The organism is Streptococcus sanguinis, assembly GCF_001078705.1.
Classification (GTDB): domain Bacteria; phylum Bacillota; class Bacilli; order Lactobacillales; family Streptococcaceae; genus Streptococcus; species Streptococcus sanguinis_D.
In genome coordinates this window covers 1,705,712-1,724,009 of the sequence record NZ_CDMW01000001.1, presented here as the reverse complement: position 1 = coordinate 1,724,009, position 18,298 = coordinate 1,705,712, and the positions used below count along the sequence as shown (strand labels likewise).

16 protein-coding genes and 1 other RNA gene are annotated in these 18,298 nt (G+C 44.4%); 14 read left to right on the top strand and 3 right to left on the bottom strand.

The annotated features are described in order from the left end of the window. Positions 1-98 precede the first annotated feature (98 nt). The 8 genes from SSV_RS08700 to pepC all read left to right on the top strand — a co-directional run bounded on the left by SSV_RS08700 (position 99) and on the right by pepC (position 8,469). Positions 99-1,442, top strand: coding sequence for a DEAD/DEAH box helicase (locus SSV_RS08700; RefSeq protein WP_072074491.1), 1,344 nt, complete (start codon positions 99-101; stop codon positions 1,440-1,442). Between the two features lie 261 nt (positions 1,443-1,703). Continuing rightward, entirely contained in the window at positions 1,704-2,510 is an 807-nt protein-coding gene (locus SSV_RS08695; RefSeq protein WP_072074490.1) for an amino acid ABC transporter permease, read from the top strand. Further along, entirely contained in the window at positions 2,510-3,253 is a 744-nt protein-coding gene (locus SSV_RS08690; RefSeq protein ID WP_072074489.1) for an amino acid ABC transporter ATP-binding protein, read from the top strand. Before SSV_RS08695 ends, SSV_RS08690 begins: the two co-directional genes overlap by 1 nt. A gap of 170 nt (positions 3,254-3,423) precedes the next feature. Beyond that, positions 3,424-3,648, top strand: a complete 225-nt coding sequence (locus SSV_RS08685) for a DUF4059 family protein (RefSeq protein ID WP_002893522.1) — start codon at positions 3,424-3,426, stop codon at positions 3,646-3,648. A gap of 65 nt (positions 3,649-3,713) precedes the next feature. Continuing rightward, positions 3,714-4,628: a thioredoxin-disulfide reductase gene (gene trxB, locus SSV_RS08680; RefSeq protein ID WP_072074488.1), complete on the top strand. Its 915-nt coding sequence runs from the start codon at positions 3,714-3,716 to the stop codon at positions 4,626-4,628. Positions 4,629-4,735: 107 nt separating this feature from the next. Next, positions 4,736-6,196 carry a nicotinate phosphoribosyltransferase gene (locus tag SSV_RS08675; RefSeq protein WP_072074487.1) on the top strand — a complete coding sequence of 487 codons (1,461 nt, stop codon included), beginning with the start codon at positions 4,736-4,738 and terminating at the stop codon, positions 6,194-6,196. After that, complete coding sequence (gene nadE / locus SSV_RS08670; protein ID WP_072074486.1) at positions 6,193-7,017, top strand: ammonia-dependent NAD(+) synthetase; 825 nt, start codon at positions 6,193-6,195, stop codon at positions 7,015-7,017. Before SSV_RS08675 ends, nadE begins: the two co-directional genes overlap by 4 nt. 117 nt (positions 7,018-7,134) lie before the next feature. After that, on the top strand, positions 7,135-8,469 hold the full coding sequence (gene pepC, locus SSV_RS08665) for an aminopeptidase C (protein WP_072074485.1): 1,335 nt from the start codon (positions 7,135-7,137) through the stop codon (positions 8,467-8,469). Positions 8,470-8,546: 77 nt separating this feature from the next. Here the strand turns inward: pepC and pbp1a are convergent, their stop codons facing one another. Next, positions 8,547-10,685, bottom strand: coding sequence for a penicillin-binding protein PBP1A (gene pbp1a / locus SSV_RS08660; RefSeq protein WP_072074484.1), 2,139 nt, complete (start codon positions 10,683-10,685; stop codon positions 8,547-8,549). Then, on the bottom strand, positions 10,678-11,280 hold the full coding sequence (recU, locus tag SSV_RS08655; RefSeq protein ID WP_002905196.1) for a Holliday junction resolvase RecU: 603 nt from the start codon (positions 11,278-11,280) through the stop codon (positions 10,678-10,680). Before recU ends, pbp1a begins: the two co-directional genes overlap by 8 nt. Positions 11,281-11,347: 67 nt before the next feature. Between recU and SSV_RS08650 the strand changes: the two genes are divergently transcribed. From SSV_RS08650 to SSV_RS08625, 5 genes are all read left to right on the top strand, one after another. After that, positions 11,348-11,875: an SLOG family protein gene (locus tag SSV_RS08650; protein WP_002905195.1), complete on the top strand. Its 528-nt coding sequence runs from the start codon at positions 11,348-11,350 to the stop codon at positions 11,873-11,875. Between the two features lie 71 nt (positions 11,876-11,946). Further along, entirely contained in the window at positions 11,947-12,309 is a 363-nt protein-coding gene (gene gpsB, locus SSV_RS08645) for a cell division regulator GpsB (protein WP_023917285.1), read from the top strand. A gap of 22 nt (positions 12,310-12,331) precedes the next feature. Beyond that, positions 12,332-12,699: RNase P RNA component class B (gene rnpB, locus SSV_RS08640), an RNA gene on the top strand. A gap of 284 nt (positions 12,700-12,983) precedes the next feature. Further along, positions 12,984-14,138, top strand: coding sequence for a THUMP domain-containing class I SAM-dependent RNA methyltransferase (locus SSV_RS08630; RefSeq protein WP_072074483.1), 1,155 nt, complete (start codon positions 12,984-12,986; stop codon positions 14,136-14,138). 12 nt (positions 14,139-14,150) lie between these two features. Beyond that, the gene (locus tag SSV_RS08625) at positions 14,151-15,599 is read left to right on the top strand and encodes a cell division site-positioning protein MapZ family protein (RefSeq protein WP_072074482.1); all 1,449 of its coding nucleotides are present in this window, start codon (positions 14,151-14,153) and stop codon (positions 15,597-15,599) included. A gap of 100 nt (positions 15,600-15,699) precedes the next feature. Here SSV_RS08625 and SSV_RS08620 read toward each other — a convergent pair whose 3' ends face one another. Beyond that, positions 15,700-16,182 carry an S-ribosylhomocysteine lyase gene (locus SSV_RS08620; protein WP_002893508.1) on the bottom strand — a complete coding sequence of 161 codons (483 nt, stop codon included), beginning with the start codon at positions 16,180-16,182 and terminating at the stop codon, positions 15,700-15,702. A gap of 365 nt (positions 16,183-16,547) precedes the next feature. Between SSV_RS08620 and SSV_RS08615 the strand changes: the two genes are divergently transcribed. After that, on the top strand, positions 16,548-18,161 hold the full coding sequence (locus SSV_RS08615; protein ID WP_072074481.1) for a ribonuclease Y: 1,614 nt from the start codon (positions 16,548-16,550) through the stop codon (positions 18,159-18,161). Positions 18,162-18,298 lie beyond the last annotated feature (137 nt).

The window sequence follows — 18,298 nt, the reverse complement described above, 5'->3', positions numbered from 1 at the left end:
GCGAGTTTCAGACTCGCTTTTCTGCTTCTTAGGTTTGAGGGGGAGCAGGATGGCAGTTTTTTTGGTATAATAGTTAGGATAATAGAATAGAGGACAAGATGAAATTTACAGAATTTAAGTTTAAAGAATATATTCAGGAAGCGCTTAGGGATTTGAACTTCGTTGAAGCGACTCCAGTCCAAGAAAAGCTGATTCCTTTGGTATTGTCAGATCGGGATTTGGTCGGTGAGTCCAAGACAGGCTCTGGGAAGACCCACACGTTTTTGCTACCAATCTTTCAAATGCTGGATGAGGAAGCAGACAGCGTGCAGGCTGTTATTACAGCCCCAAGTCGGGAGCTAGCAGCCCAGATTTATCAGGCGGCTCGGCAGTTAGCTAGCTTTTCTGAAAAAGAGATTCGGGTGGCCAATTATGTCGGTGGAACTGACAAGGCTCGTCAGATTGGGAAGTTAGAGTCCAGTCAGCCTCATATCGTCATCGGAACGCCTGGGCGGATTTATGACTTGGTAGAGTCTGACGACTTGGCCATTCACAAGGCCAAGACCTTTGTCGTTGACGAGGCAGATATGACACTGGACATGGGCTTTTTGGCGACGGTTGATAAGATAGCAGGCCGGCTGCCAAAAGACCTGCAGTTTCTCGTTTTTTCAGCGACTATTCCGCAGAAGCTTCAGCCTTTTTTGAAAAAATACCTGTCTAATCCAGTTATTGAGCAGATTAAGACCAAGACGGTCATTGCGGACACCATTGAAAACTGGCTCCTATCAACCAAGGGACGAGACAAGAATGCCCAGATTTACCAAATCAGTCAGCTCCTTCAGCCTTATCTGGCTATGATTTTCGTTAATACCAAGACGAGGGCAGATGAGCTGCACAGCTATCTGACAGCTCAAGGGCTCAAAGTTACTAAAATTCATGGGGATATTGCTCCGCGGGAGCGCAAGCGTATCATGAATCAGGTCAAAAATCTGGATTTTGAGTACATTGTCGCTACTGACTTGGCCGCGCGGGGGATTGATATCGAAGGTGTCAGTCATGTTATCAACGATGCCATTCCTCAGGACTTGTCTTTCTTTGTCCATCGGGTAGGCCGCACCGGCCGTAATGGTCTTCCTGGCACAGCCATTACTCTCTACCAGCCGAGTGACGACTCAGATATTCGGGAGTTGGAAAAGATGGGGATTAAGTTCACTCCCAAGATGATAAAGGATGACGAGTTCCAGGATACCTACGACCGAGACCGCCGGGCCAATCGGGAAAAGAGCCGGGAGAAGCTGGATACGGAAATGCTAGGGCTGGTCAAGAAGAAAAAGAAAAAAATCAAACCAGGCTACAAGAAAAAAATCCAGTGGGCGGTGAACGAGAAGCGCCGCAAGACTATGCGAGCAGAGAATCGTGCACGTGGTCGGGCAGAGCGTAAGGCTAAGCGCCAAACATTTTAGTGATATACTTTTCTTATGGCTGTGATAAGAAAAATATATTAGTCTTTGTGAGATAGATATGATAGACTAGTGAAACTAGTCTATTTTTATATTGGGCTTAGTGCGGTCTTTTTGGTATTCGGATACATAATATTTGCACAGACTGCTCATATTTTAATTGTCAAAAAGGCCGTAGCTTGCTAGTCCAAGCGGAGCAAATTCTTTGTTTTGTTCCAGATTTATGTTAAAATATTTCATTATCAAGAAAAGGAAGTAATAATAGTGGTTACAACTTATTTTCTGACAACTGGTTGGTATGAGGAGTTTCTCAAGATCATTCCAGATGGTAAATTATTTAGTTTAAGGGCCGTTTTTGAGGCCATTCCGGGCATTTTGCAAAATCTGCCAATCACCCTTCTTTTGACGGTGGGCGGTGCAGTCTTTGGTATTATGCTTGCCATGGTTTTTGCTGTCGTCAAGATTAATCGGGTTAAAGTCCTGTATCCGATTCAGGCTTTCTTTGTCAGTTTTCTGAGAGGAACGCCTCTGCTGGTCCAGCTCATGCTGACTTATTTTGGGATTCCTTTGTTGCTCAAGGCCATCAACCAGCAGTATGGCACAAGTTTTAATATCAATGATATACCAGCATCTGTCTTTGCGATTGTTGCCTTCGCTTTCAACGAAGCGGCTTATGCCAGTGAGACCATTCGGGCAGCAATCTTGTCCGTAGATCCGGGAGAAATCGAGGCTGCTCGTAGCTTAGGGATGACCAACAAGCAGGTTTATATACGTGTCATTATCCCCAATGCAGCAGTGGTAGCGACGCCTAGTCTGATTAATTCCCTGATTGGCTTGACCAAGGGGACTTCTCTGGCCTTTAGTGCTGGTGTAGTGGAAATTTTTGCCAAGGCGCAGGCTATCGCAGGGGCAGACTACCGTTATTTTGAGCGTTTTATCTCGGTGTCCCTGATTTATTGGGCTGTCAATATTCTCATTGAGCAGCTTGGTCGCTGGATTGAAAAGATGATGGATATCAAGCAGCCGGATAAATTTGAATCGCTTCAGCAAGCAGAAGGAGAAGGAATCTGATGATTAATATTTCACATTTAAGTAAGACTTTTTCAGGTCAAAAGGTTCTGGATAATCTCAGTTTGGATATTCAAAAAGGCGAAGTGGTAGCTTTGATTGGCTCTTCGGGTGCTGGGAAATCAACCTTCCTCCGTAGCCTCAACTATCTGGAACAGCCAGACAGCGGAAAGATCACCATCGACGGCTTCAAAGTGGATTTTTCAAGGATTTCCAAAGATGAGATCTTGCTGCTGCGCCGCAAGCTAGCCATGGTCTTTCAGCAGTTCAACCTCTTTTCTCGTCGGACAGCTCTGGAAAATGTTAAGGAAGGTCTACTGGTAGTTAAGAAATTGTCAGACCAAGAAGCGACTAAGCTAGCCAAGGAAGAGTTAGCAAAGGTTGGCTTGTCAGACCGAGAAAATCACTATCCTAGACATCTGTCAGGCGGTCAGAAGCAGCGGGTGGCTTTGGCAAGGGCTTTAGCTATGAAGCCAGATGTTCTTTTGCTAGACGAGCCGACCTCAGCCTTGGATCCCGAGTTAGTTAGAGAAGTAGAGAAATCAATCGCTGATGCAGCCAAGTCTGGCCAGACCATGATCCTGGTCAGTCATGATATGTCCTTTGTCGCTCAGGTGGCCGACAGGGTACTCTTTTTGGACAGGGGGAAAATCATAGAGTCTGGGACACCAGATGAGATCATCCATCATCCAAAGGAAGAAAGAACCAAGGAATTTTTTGCTAGTTACAAACGGACCTATATTTGATATAATAGAGACAGTGAAGGCTCAGTTGGCTAGACCAGCTGAGTTTGTTTTCAGTCTTAGCATACTGTGGAGCAGGCTTTCTTGTCTGGTGGGTGTTTTATGTAGATGGCTAGATTTGGAGTTATTCTTATTTTTGTAGAATAAGGCTGATTGACCTTTGAGGAGTTGACATGTTAGATCAAATATTTGCACTTTATATCGAGAGCTTGCTTTATACTGCAGTCGGTGTAGGGATCATTGCGGGTTTATGGATTGGACTACGGATGATTCGCCGCAAGGACAAGACAGCCAAGGAGCGCCAGAGTCATCTGTACGATGTCCTTCTGATTGTCATTATGACGATTCCAGTCCTGTCTTTTGCGACGTTGGGCCTGCTCATTGTCCTAAAAGCTTAAATGCTTGTAAAACTGTAGAAAAGTTGTTAGAATAATTCTAGTTACAACAAGGAGAAAGAAGAGTTATGTACGATACAATTATTATTGGAGCTGGGCCTGCCGGCATGACAGCTGCCCTCTATGCAGCCCGCAGCAACCTAAAAGTTGCCCTGCTGGAGCGTGGTATTCCTGGTGGTCAGATGAACAATACAGCTGACATTGAAAACTACCCAGGCTATGCCAATATCAGCGGTCCAGAGCTAGCAGAGAAAATGTTTGAGCCTCTTGAGAATCTAGGTGTTGAACATCTATTTGGCCTAGTAGAAAAAATTGAAGATCGGGGCGATTTCAAGGAAATCATCACAGAAGATGAGCGTTTTGAAACTAAAACGGTCATCATTGCTTCTGGTGCTAATCATCGACATCTGGGGGTTCCTGGTGAGGAAGACTACAACAGCCGCGGCGTTTCCTACTGTGCAGTCTGTGATGGCGCCTTCTTTCGTGATGAAGACCTATTGGTTGTCGGTGGAGGCGACTCGGCGGTAGAGGAAGCTATTTTCCTGACGCGCTTTGCAAAAAGTGTGACCATCGTTCACCGTCGTGATGAACTGCGAGCACAAAAAGTGCTGCAGGATCGCGCCTTTGCCAACGAAAAGATTCGCTTTGTCTGGGATTCTGTAGTGGAAAGTATCCATGGTGATGAGCGTAAGGTGACTGGTGTAACCTTCAAGAATGTCAAGACAGGTGAAACTAGCCAAGCAGATTTTGGTGGCATCTTTATCTATGTCGGCCTGGATCCAGTTAGTGAATTTGCTAAGGATTTGGGCATTACTGATGAGGCTGGCTGGATTCTGACGGACCATCAGATGAAGACTTCAGTAGCCGGCATTTACGCTGTTGGTGATGTTCGCCAGAAAGACCTGCGTCAGATTACGACGGCTGTTGGCGATGGTGCCATTGCCAGTCAGGAAGCCTACAAATATCTTACAGAGCAAGCATAAGAATATAAGCTAAGCAAGTGTGTCTGTTCAAGTGAGTTGACAGGATTTGCTTAGCTTTTTTGGAATTATGATATAATAAAAGGTATCTAGCGAAAAGGAGCAAGAAGATGTACCCAGATGATAGTTTAACTCTGCACACTGATTTGTACCAAATCAACATGATGCAGGTTTATTTCAAGCAAAATATTCACAACAAGCGTGCAGTTTTTGAAGTTTTTTTCCGTAAGAATCCTTTTAATAACGGCTACGCAGTCTTTGCAGGCTTGGAAAGAATTATTTCCTATCTCAATAATCTGACATTCAGCCAGAGCGATTTAGATTATTTGCAATCCTTGGGCTATCACGGAGAATTTCTGGATTATTTGCGGAATCTCAAGATGAGCCTGACCGTAAGGTCTGTTCAGGAAGGTGATTTGGTTTTTGCCAATGAGCCAATCGTGCAGGTGGAAGGTCCATTAGCTCAGTGTCAGCTTGTTGAGACTGCCCTGCTCAATATCGTTAATTTTCAGACGCTGATTGCCACCAAGGCAGCCCGTATCCGCTCTGTCATCGAAGATGAACCTCTGATGGAGTTCGGTACGCGCCGGGCCCAGGAAATGGACGCTGCTATTTGGGGGACTAGGGCAGCTGTGATTGGCGGAGCGAACGGTACCAGCAATGTCCGGGCTGGCAAGCTCTTTGATATTCCAGTTTTGGGAACCCATGCCCATGCTCTCGTTCAAGTTTATGGGAATGATTATGATGCCTTTAAAGCCTACGCTGAGACTCATCATAACTGTGTTTTCCTAGTAGATACCTACGATACATTGCGCCTAGGTGTTCCGGCAGCCATTCGGGTGGCGCGTGAGTTAGGGGACAAAATTAAGTTTCTGGGTGTCCGCATTGATTCGGGAGACCTTGCCTATATTTCTAAGAAAGTTCGGCAGCAATTAGATGAAGCTGGCTTCCCTGATGCTAAGATTTATGCGTCCAATGATCTGGATGAAAATACCATTCTCAACTTGAAAATGCAAAAGGCTAAGATTGATGTCTGGGGCGTGGGAACCAAGCTTATTACAGCCTACGATCAGCCGGCTTTAGGAGCAGTTTATAAGATAGTTGCTATTGAAGATGAGAGTGGAGAATTGCGCAATACCATCAAGCTGTCCAATAATGCTGAAAAAGTTTCTACCCCAGGCAAGAAGCAGGTTTGGCGTATTACCAGCCGTGAAAAAGGGAAGTCCGAGGGAGACTACATTACCTATGATGGCCTTGATGTCAATGCCTTGGAAGAGCTGGAAATGTTCCATCCAACCTATACCTACATCAATAAAACGGTCAAAAATTTTGATGCCGTACCGCTTTTGGTGGACATTTTCCAAGAAGGGAATTTGGTTTATAATCAGCCGACCTTAACTGAGATTCAAGCCTATGCCCGTAAGGAATTTGATAAACTCTGGGACGAGTACAAGCGGGTTCTCAATCCACAGGATTATCCAGTTGACTTGGCTAGAGATATCTGGCAGGATAAGATGGATTTGATTGACCAGATGCGCAAGAAAGCCTACCAGACAGGAGCAGAAAAATGAGTCTACAAGAAGAAATCATCGCTCAACTGGGCGTCAAACCAATCATTGACCCGGAGGAAGAAATTCGCAAGTCGGTGGACTTTCTCAAGGCCTATCTGAGAAAGCACCCTTTTTTGAAAAGCTTTGTTCTGGGAATTTCTGGCGGTCAGGACTCGACCTTGGCTGGACGCTTAGCTCAGCTGGCTGTAGAGGAAATGCGGGCTGAGACTGGGGATGATAGCTATCGCTTTATCGCTGTCCGCCTGCCTTACGGTGTTCAGGCAGATGAAGATGATGCGCAAAAGGCTCTGGCTTTTATTCAGCCTGATGTCAGTCTGACAGTCAATATCAAGGAATCTGCTGATGCTATGACAAGGGCTGTAGAGGCAACGGGTGCCAAAGTCTCTGATTTTAACAAGGGCAATATCAAGGCCCGCAGCCGTATGATTGCCCAGTATGCTTTGGCTGGTTCATACAGCGGGGCTGTCATTGGGACGGATCATGCTGCAGAAAATGTCACGGCTTTTTTCACCAAGTTTGGGGATGGCGGAGCAGATATCTTACCACTTTACCGTCTCAATAAGCGTCAAGGCAAGCAGCTTTTGACCGCCTTAGGAGCGGATCCGGCCCTCTATGAAAAGGTGCCGACAGCAGACTTGGAAGAGGAAAAACCTGGGATTGCGGATGAAGTTGCTCTGGGCGTGACCTACAATGAAATTGATGACTACCTCGAAGGCAAGTTTGTTTCAGCCCAAGCCCAAGAAACTATCGAGTCTTGGTGGCATAAAGGCCAGCACAAACGCCATTTGCCAATTACAATTTTTGATGAATTTTGGAAGTGAAAAGGCTAGTAGATTTTTTAGAAGAGGATACAAAGAAAAGTTAGGTTTTCCTAACTTTTTTACTTGCGCTCCTTTTTTAAAGTTCTATAATAGATGTATAATGACAAGGAGGGTTCTATGCATTCGTTAGAACAAGATTTTACAGATAAGCTATACGCTGCTTATGAGGCAAATCCCAAGTTTGCAGCAATGGAAAATGCCATCAGCCACAATGGCCTTTTGGCTTCCTTAGAGAAGCGAAGCGCTGCCGTGGAAAATACACCTGTCTTTTCACTAGACCTCACTAAGGACAAGGTCAGTGACCAGAAAGCTTCAGGACGCTGTTGGATGTTTGCAGCTCTTAATACCTTCCGCCACAAGATGATTGCTGGTTTCCAATTGGAAGATTTTGAGCTATCTCAGGCCCATACTTTCTTTTGGGATAAGTATGAAAAATCCAACTGGTTCTTGGAGCAGGTGATTGCGACGGCTGACCAAGAATTGACTAGTCGCAAGGTCAAGTTTCTCTTAGACACGCCTCAGCAGGATGGCGGTCAATGGGATATGGTTGTTTCCCTCTTTGAGAAATACGGCGTCGTGCCTAAGTCAGTCTATCCGGAGTCAATTTCTTCCAGTAACAGCCGTGAGCTCAATCAGATTCTCAATAAGCTCTTGCGCCAAGATGCGCAGATTTTGCGAGAATTAGTGGCAGAGGGTGCAAACTCTGCTGAACTTCAGGCCAAGAAAGAAGAACTCCTACAAGAAGTCTTTAACTTCCTAGCTATGAATTTAGGCTTGCCGCCTCGCCAGTTTGACTTTTCTTATCGCGATAAGGACAATCATTTCCACAGTGAGAGCGGCTTGACACCTCTGACTTTCTATCAAAAATATGTCGATCTAAAGCTAGATGACTATGTCTCTATCATCAATGCGCCGACTGCAGACAAGCCTTATGGTAGGTCCTATACAGTTGAGATGCTGGGCAATGTCGTTGGCAGTAAGCCAGTCCGTTATTTGAATGTTGAAATGGATCGACTAAAAGAGCTTGCGATAGCTCAAATGAAGGCTGGCGAGACTGTTTGGTTTGGTTCGGATGTTGCTCAGTCTAGCAATCGTAAGGCTGGTGTTATGGTTGAGGGGATGCACGATTTCACTGCCAGCATGGATATTGGATTAACTCAGGACAAGGCTGGCCGCTTGGACTATAGCGAAAGCCTCATGACCCACGCCATGGTCTTGACAGGGGTAGACTTGGATGAAAATGGTAAGGCTAAGAAATGGAAGGTCGAAAACTCTTGGGGTGAAAAGGTTGGTAACAAGGGCTATTTCGTAGCCTCTGACGCTTGGATGGACGAATATACCTATCAAATCGTCGTCCGAAAGGAGTTTCTGACAGCTGCAGAATTAGCAGCATATGAAGCAGAGCCTATTGTCTTGGCTCCTTGGGATCCCATGGGGGCTTTGGCAAAGTAAGCTTTGATGAGAGAATAAGAAAAGAGTAAGAATGAAGAATTCTTACTCTTTTAGTTTGTATTCTAATCTTCGTCTCTCTAGTCATTTCCACCGTCACCGGAAGATGAGTCATTGTGGCTAGAAGAGCTATTGTTTGAATCACCAGAATGCTCACTGGAAGCTGATGTGTCAGAGCTAGCTTCTGTACTGTAACTGCTATAGCTAGAATAGTTATAGTACTGCTGGTTATTGTAGTAACGGTTATAGCCAGTGCCACTGTTGAGGTAGACATAAGAGCCACTGCGGTAGAGACCATCTGGCATTTCCCAATCTTCTGAAGCAGAGCCATCTTGAGCTAGGTAAAGCATCATTTCGCGGTAGACATCTGTTGCAACCTTAACCCCGTCATCAAGGATTGGTGTCAGGCGGTTGGAGTAGCCAGTCCAAACAGCCATTGAATACTTAGGCGTGTAACCAACGAAGAGCTCGTCTGGTGTGACAATGCTAGAGTAGTAGTAAGGCTTGGTCAGTTTGGCTAATTCATCGTCAGCATAGTTGGAGGTTCCAGTCTTACCAGCCTGATAAACCCCAGAAATAGCAGCGTTTGTACCTGTACCAGACTGCAAGACTGTTTTCATCATATCGGTCATCATGTAGGCTGTAGTTTCCTTCATAGCCTTGGAACCATTGTTGGAGAAGGTCTTCTCCGTTCCGTCACTGAAGACGACGCGATTGACATACTGAGGTTTGTAGTAAGTACCACCATTGGCAAAAGCAGCATAGGCAGCAGCCATTTTTTCACTGCTGGCTCCGTATTCGTTGCCGGATTTGCTGGTGTTACTTGAAAAGGCATTAACATAGAACATTTCAGGATAGTTAATCCCAATACGATTTAGGAACTTGAGAGACTCATCCAGACCAACGGCTTCCAGCGTTTTCACGGCAGGAACGTTCCGGGATTCCTGAATAGCGTATTGAATCGTCATCCCGCCATAATATTTCTTATCCCAGTTGTAGACGGGTGTGCTGGAATACGGGAAGTTATATGGAGCATCCGTGATAGGAGCGGCTGTCGAAGTATAGACTTCATTTTCAAGAGCTGGAGCATAATCGGTGATTGGCTTCATTGTTGAACCGAAGTCACGGTTGGTTTCAACAGCTTGGTTGGTACCAAAGGATACGTTGGTAGATTGGTTACGAGAACCGAGCTGGGCAATGACTTTACCAGTTTGCACATCCATAACGGTGGACGCAACCTGCATTTCGTCATCTGGATAAGCAACATAGTCTCCTGTGTTGTAAATATCCCAGAGTTTCTTTTGGGCATCAGTGTTGACATTTGTATAGACTTCCATACCAGTTGTCAGGACATTGTAGCCAGTCTCTTCTTCTACTTGTTCAATTACTTCCTTAAGATAATTATCCATGTAAGCAGGATAGCTAGTGGAAGCTTTCAAACTTTGAAGTCCGTCGGTGACAGGGGTATTCTTAGCTTGCTCATACTGCTCATCTGTGATGTACTTGAGATCATGCATCTCACGAAGTACCAGATTACGGCGATTGGTTGCAGCCTCTGGATGGGTGTAAGGGTCGTATTGGTTAGGTGCCTGAGGCATACCTGCCAGCAGAGCCGTTTGGTGTAAGCTCAAGTCTTTTAGGTCCTTGCCATAGTAGCTTCGGGCTGCTGTCTGCATACCGTAGTTACTGTTAGACATGTAGACTTTATTGACATAATAGGTCAAGATTTGCTGCTTGGTTGCTTTACGCTCAAGTTGAGCGGCCAGCCAAGCTTCTTGGATTTTACGTGAAAGGGTCGCGTCCGAAGAAGAGGTTGAGAAATAGGACAGCTTAATCAATTGCTGGGTCAGAGTTGATCCCCCTTGGCGACCTCCGCGGATGTTGCTAACAAGGGCACCTGCAATCCGAATAAAGTCCACCCCGCGGTGATTGAAGAAGCGATGGTCTTCAATGGCGACAATGGCGTTGACCAAATCCGTAGGAATTTCACTTGTTTCAGCATTGACCCGCTTTTCAGCGCCTAGGTCCGCAATCAAATTGTTATTGCTGTCAAAAATCTTACTGGATGTGGTCGCGATGAGATCTTTTTCAGAAAGCTTAGGAGCCTTGACTGCATAGTAGGTAAATACCAAACAGCCAATTACGAATCCAATCATAAGCAGGGTTATAAGTGCACTTGCAAGATATTTCAAAGCCTGCATAAGAGTTTGTTTATTCATTTATAATACCACCTAGTAGTTTTTGTTCGATAATTTCAAGATAAGGGATGCTGGGAAGTTGCTGCATTTCAATCGGATAACCATGCTCTTGAATGTAGGTTAAGGGCATGGACTTCCCTCCCTTGTCAATCTTGTAAAACTCAATTAAATAAGAAGCGGGAAGCAGGTAAGTCTCCCTTAAGCTGGAAAAATGCAGTAAGACAAAGCAGATGCCCTTTTGCTCAAGGACAGCCTCCATGTGCTCAATCTGATGCGAATGAAAATTTTTCATGGGCATCGATTTTTTCTGTCGGGTTTCCTTGGCTTCAAAGTCAATATAATGGCCCTTGTAGACGCCAGAATAGTCTGTTGTGGAAGCTTGCCGAAAGTAAGCCTCTACAATCTTGGCTCGGCTACGGTGCGGATAATCAACCTTGACAATCTGAATGGGGGTGGGCTTTTTATGGATGACAGCGAGTCCTCTGCTTAGATAGTAGCTGTTGGATTCGTTGATCATCTTTTCAAAAGACATCCCACGATTGGCAAAGTTAACAATGCCGGGAACAGGCCTGTTGATACTGCTTTTTGCCTTTAGCTTATGCGGATAGTTGACCATAAAACTCCTTATTGGTACAATAGAGTGATGCTATTATACCACAAAAAACTTTTTTAAGGGAGAATAAATGACCAGTCTACTAATAACAGGCTACAAAGCCTTTGAAATCGGCATTTCAACGGAAAAAGATATGAGAATAAAAATTATAAAAGAAGCCGCTAAGAGGGACTTAATCCGTTTTTTGGAAGATGGAGTAGATTGGCTGGTTTTTATGGGCAATCTGGGCTTCGAGTCTTGGGTTTTGGATCTAGCGAATGAATTGAAAAAAGACTATGAATTTCAGACGGCAACCATCTTTCTCTTTGAGAATCAAGGTGAAAATTGGAACGAAGCCAATCAGGCAAAATTAGCTGCTTTTAAGCAAACCGATTTCGTCAAGTATGCTTATCCGACCTACCAAAATCCTAGTCAGTTTCGTGATTACAATCAATTCGTCATTCAAAATACAGACGGAGCCTACCTCTTTTATGATGAAGAACAGGAGACAAAACTGAAATATCTTTACCAAGAAATGAAAAAACAAGAACAATATTTTATCAAAAAATTAACATTTGATGACTTGAATGAAGTGGCCGAAAATTTTTCGGGAAATTAGATGATAAATCTTGATTTTTATTAGGCATTTTGTTTATAATTGAATATGATAAACTAGATTGGAGAGAGAAGATGGCAAGTATTATTTTTACAGCAAAAGATATTTTTGATCAGGATTTTAAGCGCGAAGTACGCGGCTATAGTAAGTCCGAAGTGGATGAGTTTTTGGATGATATTATCAAAGATTATGAGACTTACGCAGCCTTGGTAAAGGAGCTGCGTGAGGAAAATCGCCGTCTCAAGGAAGAGTTAGCTGCGAAGCCGGTTGAAAAAGCACCGGTTCAGCCGACTCAGCCTGTCCAATCAACACAAGCGACTCAGTCAACTGCAGAAAGCTTCCCTCAGATGACTTCTGCGACTAATTTTGATATCTTGAAGCGCTTGAACCGTCTTGAAAAGGAAGTATTCGGAAAACAAATTCTGGATCGTGAATAATGGTTCTTTTTAGAACAGTGCAATTTTTGGATAATCGCGTGGAAATTTTAGATTTTCATGAGGAAAGTCCATGCTAGCACTGGCTGTGATGCCGGTAGTGTTTGTGCTAGGCGAAGAAATAAGCCTAGGGACGGATTTTTCCGTTACGGCGACTGAAAGGGCTAAGTCTTTGGATATGTCTGATTAGGTCTGAAAGTGCCACAGTGACGTAGTTCTTCTGGAAACAGAAGAAGTGGAACGCGGTAAACCCCTCAAGCTAGCAACCCAAACTTTGGTCGGGGCATGGAGTGCGTGGAAGCGAACATAGCACTCTGACTGGAAACAGTAGACAGATGATTATCGAAGGAAATGGTACCTAGTCATTTCCGGAACAAAACATGGCTTACAGAAAATTGCATATAGGCTGAGGCTGGGACGTCAAGTCCTGTCCTCTTTAAATTTTATAATAGAATAGCAAGAGAGTGGCTGAGCGCTCTATTCTCTGCCAAGTTCAACTAGCTGTTGCTTCATTTGTCTGATGGATATTTCAAGGAATGAGCTAGCTGATAAATGGCAGCGAAACCTTCTCAGCCCAAAATTTAAAAAGGGAGAGTGAGGAAAATCGATGTGACGAAATCACGATTTTTGTCTCACTCCCTTTGTTTGTATAGATTGGAATCCATTTAAAAGCCGAGATGAAAGAAAAATTTAATTTAATTGCGACCGCAGCGGCAGGGCTAGAAGCTGTCGTCGGCCGTGAAATCAGAGAGCTGGGACTTGATTGTCAGGTCGAAAATGGCCGGGTTCGCTTCGAGGGTGATGTCAGTACCATTATTCAAACCAATCTCTGGTTGCGCGCGGCCGATCGGATTAAGATTGTAGTTGGCAGTTTTCCAGCCAAGACTTTTGAAGAGCTCTTTCAGGGAGTTTTTGCTCTGGATTGGGAGAATTATCTACCGCTGGGAGCTAAATTTCCTATTGCCAAGGCCAAATGCGTCAAGTCAAAACTTCACAATGAGCCTAGCGTTCAGGCTATTTCTAAAAAGGCGGTTGTCAAGAAGCTGCAGAAGCATTATGCACGTCCGGAAGGGGTTCCTTTGCAGGAAAATGGAGCTGAGTTTAGGATAGAGGTTTCTATTCTAAAAGATGTAGCGACGGTCATGATTGATACAACAGGGTCTAGCCTCTTCAAACGTGGCTATCGGGCAGATAAGGGCGGTGCACCGATCAAGGAAAATATGGCAGCGGCCATTTTACTCCTGTCCAATTGGTATCCAGATAAGCCTTTGATTGATCCGACTTGCGGCTCTGGTACTTTTTGTATCGAGGCTGCTATGATAGGGATGAAGATGGCACCAGGACTTCATCGTTCCTTTGCCTTTGAAGACTGGAATTGGGTAGATAAAGACTTGGTAGCACAGGCTCGCTCGACTGCACTCAGTCAGATTGATCAGACCATTCAGCTGGATATTTCTGGCTCGGATATCGATGGCCGTATGGTAGAGCTAGCTCAAAAAAACGCTGAGCAAGCAGGAGTAGCAGAGCAGATTCACTTTAAGCAGATGCGTCTGCAGGATTTGCATACAGATAAGATTAATGGTGTGATTATCTCTAATCCGCCGTATGGGGAGCGCCTCCTAGATGATGAGGCTGTGACTCGTCTTTATCAGGAGATGGGAGAAACCTTTGCTCCGCTCAAAACCTGGAGCAAGTTTATCCTGACTAGCGATGAAGCTTTTGAAAGCAAATATGGCAGTCAGGCCGATAAAAAACGCAAACTTTATAATGGAACTTTAAAAGTTGATTTGTATCAGTATTTTGGCCAGCGGGTCAAACGTCAGTTAGATTAGAAAGGATTTGCCGTGACGAAAGAAGAAAACTACTCACCGGAAGAAGAAAAGAAAGAGTCGGTCCTTGATTTTGAAGAGGCCAAGGAAATGACAGTCGGTCAAGCTACTCGTAAAAAAGAGGAGCTGGAAGCCGGTGTGAATGAAAGCGACAATGTGCTGGATAAGTACATCAAGCAGCACCGTCAGGAAATCGAAGCTGGAAAATTTGAAACCCAGAAAATCAGAAAGCTGCAGGAGCAGGAAGCTGCTCAAGCCTCTTCTGATTTGACCGACTTCATCAAAGAAAGACGGCAAGAGGTTGAAAGTGAACAGGAGACTCCAGCAGCTCAGTCGGCAGGCACTGAGACAGCAAGCGAGCCAGAAGCAGCTCCAAACCCCTTAGGTTCTCGCAGTCAACGCACAGAGCAGGAAGATGCGGTTCCCGCTTCTCCCGTTCAAAAGACATCTTACGGTCCTATTCCGGAGCCGCTTGATGAGAAGGAATTACAGGTTCCTAAGACACCTTTCTACAAGAAAAAAGCTTTCCTTTATCCAGTTTTAGGACTTTTCGGGATTGCTGTAGCGGGCACAGGGCTTTACTTTGCTCTGGGGCATAATTGGGGGCACAAGACTGTTACAAGCTCAAGCTCTTCAACATCGCAGTCCAGCAAAAAGAGCTCGTCTTCCTCTAGCTCTGATAATACTGCCAAGGATCTGAAGTCCTTTAATGATGAGTATGCTGCATTCTTCACAGATAGCAATCAGACAGCTGTCAAAAACAGTAAATTCGGCGATTTGGAAAAATTAAAAACCTTACTTGAAAAGCTAAAAGGCAGCAAAGATTATGATGCAGCCAAGAGTAAGTATGATTCCCTAGTAAAACAAATTTCAGCTATCCAAAGTGTCAATTCGCAGTTTGACGGTGGAGCGATCACTGACGGTGTCTTGAACAAGGATGCCAAGGCTAATACAAATGCGACCTTCTCAGATGTATCAAGTGGCAATGCTAAGCTAGATGAAGTTCTAAAGGCAGCAATTGCCCAAGGACGCGGCCAACAGGTACCAACTCCAGCTCCTGCTACTGATCAGGGAGGCGCAGGTGCAGGTACAAGTGGCGGTTTAAGCTCGTCTGCTTCTGGTTCAGGAGCTTCCAGCTCTTACTCTGGCTATGGTCTTCCTAGCAACGGAGTAAATCTGCAGAGAGACCTCAGTCGTGTCCCTTATAACCAAGCGGCTATTGATGACGTCAACAATCCAGCTTGGACATTCAATCCTGGCGTTTTGGAGAAGATTTTGCAAACTTCTCGTGAACGTGGCTATATTTCTGGAGATAACTATATCCTGGAACGCGTCAATATTATCAAAGGAAACGGCTACTATAACCTCTTCAAGCCAGACGGCACCTACCTCTTCAGTATCAACTGTAAGACAGGATACTTCGTCGGCAATGGACCAGGTTATGCTGACTCGCTTGATTTTTAGTTATATTTGAACATTTCTTCAGCAGCTGGCTTTCTAGTTTGTTTATGGATTCCATTATACATGCACAAAAAAAGTTCTCAATTTCGAGAACTTTTTTGTTTTAAATCACATGGCGTTCAAAGGCATCATCTGAGATTCCTTGGCTGAGAATAAGTTTGGCCCATTCTTTGGCTGAGAAAAGACTGTGATCCTTGTAGTTTCCGCAGGATTCAATGGTTGTTCCAGGGACATCTTCCCAGCTAGTTGACTCAGCGATTTCTTCCAGACAGGATTTGATGACCTGAGCAATCTGGCTGGAGCTGTGTTGGCCCCACATAATCATGTGAAAACCAGTGCGACAGCCAAAAGGTGAGCAGTCAATCATACCATCAATGCGCTTGCGAATCAGCATAGCCAGCAGGTGCTCGATGGTATGCAGGCCAGCAGTCGGAATGGAATCTTCATTGGGCTGAACCAAACGGATATCAAAATTGGAAATGATGTCTCCTTTAGGACCAGTTTCCTCTCCGATGAGACGAACATAAGGTGCTTTGACAATGGTGTGATCCAGCTCAAAGCTTTCAACGATAACTTCTTTAGACATGGTTTCTCCTTTACAATGTAGCGGGTGCGAGAAGGTTTTTCTAGTGATATCAAGCCATAAGTTTGTCTTGTTAGTGAAGAAAAAGCCTATCTCATAGACACCTTTTCTTCTCTGATTATAGCATAAAAAATTTTTATTTGGGAATAAAGTTCAAGTTTTAGGAAAATGAAAAGTTTGAATAATCTTGCTTATGGTTTGAAAAGAGTTTTGGTGCTCAGGCTTCTACAAACTTTGATGATTTTGTCTCTAAAAATTGGACAAAAGCTTTCTTGAATTTCAAAAAATAGGTTTGTGAATTTTTTAGATTTGTGATAGAATAGTATGGAATTTTGAATTCAACAATTAAATAGATTTGGAGTAAAAACATGGACCTATTTCCTATAATTATGTCTGTTTTTGCTGCCATCATTGGTTTAGTGATTGGATATGTAAGCGTCTCAGCTAAGATGAAATCATCTAAAGAAGCTGCAGAGCTTACTCTTTTAAATGCTGAACAAGAAGCAACCAATTTACGTGGACAGGCTGAACGCGAAGCTGATTTGATTGTCAAAGAAGCCAAGCGGGAAACAAGTTCGCTTAAAAAAGAAGCACTTTTGGAGGCAAAGGAAGAAGCCAGAAAATATCGTGAACAAGTTGATGCAGAATTTAAGTCTGAACGTCAAGAGTTGAAACAAATCGAAAGCCGCTTGACAGAGCGTGCTTCCACCCTTGACCGCAAAGACGATAATTTAAGCAACAAAGAAAAGGCTTTGGAGCAAAAAGAACAAAGTCTCTCAGATAAATCTAAACACATTGATGCGCGTGAAGAACAAGTAGCGGAACTTGAAAAGCAGAAGGCGGCAGAGCTGGAGCGAGTTGCTTCGCTATCGCAGACAGAAGCGCGTGATATTATTTTGACGCAGACCGAGGACAAGCTTTCTAAAGAGATTGCGACTAGAATTCGGGATGCTGAGCAAGATATCAAAGAGCGGTCTGACAAGGTTGCGAAGAATATCTTGGTCCAAGCCATGCAGCGTATTGCCGGTGATTATGTCGCTGAGCAAACCAACTCAACGGTACATCTGCCAGATGACAGTATGAAGGGTCGGATTATTGGTCGTGAAGGTCGCAATATCCGGACTTTTGAAAGTCTGACTGGTATTGATGTCATCATTGATGATACGCCTGAAGTAGTCACTCTCTCAGGTTTTGATCCGATTCGCCGGGAGATTGCTCGTATGACCATGGAAGCACTCTTGAAAGACGGTCGTATTCACCCAGCTCGCATCGAGGAGTTGGTTGAGAAGAACCGTCTGGAAATTGACAATCGCATCCGTGAGTACGGAGAAGCCGCAGCTTATGAAATTGGAGCACCTAACCTGCATCCTGATTTGATGAAGATTATGGGTCGCTTACAGTTCCGTACTTCTTATGGTCAGAACGTCCTTCGGCACTCTATTGAGGTTGCCAAACTTTCCGGTATCATCGCTGGTGAGCTTGGTGAAAATGCCAATTTAGCTCGCCGTGCTGGATTCCTCCATGATATTGGCAAGTCTATCGACCGTGAGGTTGAAGGTAGCCACGTGGAAATCGGGACAGAACTTGCTCGTAAGTACAAGGAGCATCCAATCGTTGTTAATACGATTGCCAGCCACCACGGGGATGTGGAAGCAGAAAGTGTCATTGCTGTTATCGTAGCTGCAGCAGACGCTCTCAGTGCCGCTCGGCCAGGTGCTCGTAGTGAATCTCTGGAAAGCTATATCAAGCGTCTCCAAGATTTGGAAGAAATCGCTAATAGCTTCAAGGGTGTCAAGAACAGCTTTGCTTTACAAGCTGGCCGGGAAATCCGGATTATGGTTCAGCCAGACAAGATTAAGGATGACAAGATTACGATTTTGGCTCACGATGTTCGTGAAAAGATCGAAAACAACTTGGAATATCCAGGCAATATCAAGGTAACGGTTATCCGTGAGATGCGTGCCGTTGACTACGCAAAATAAAGAAGAAATGCAGTCTGGTAACAGATTGCTTTTTTCTTGAATTTTCTGCTGGTCTATTTGGTTTTCCGTATGCTTGCTTGCTTATTTTTCTATTTTCTCAAAACTCTAGACACATACATTTCTTCCTATCCTCTTGA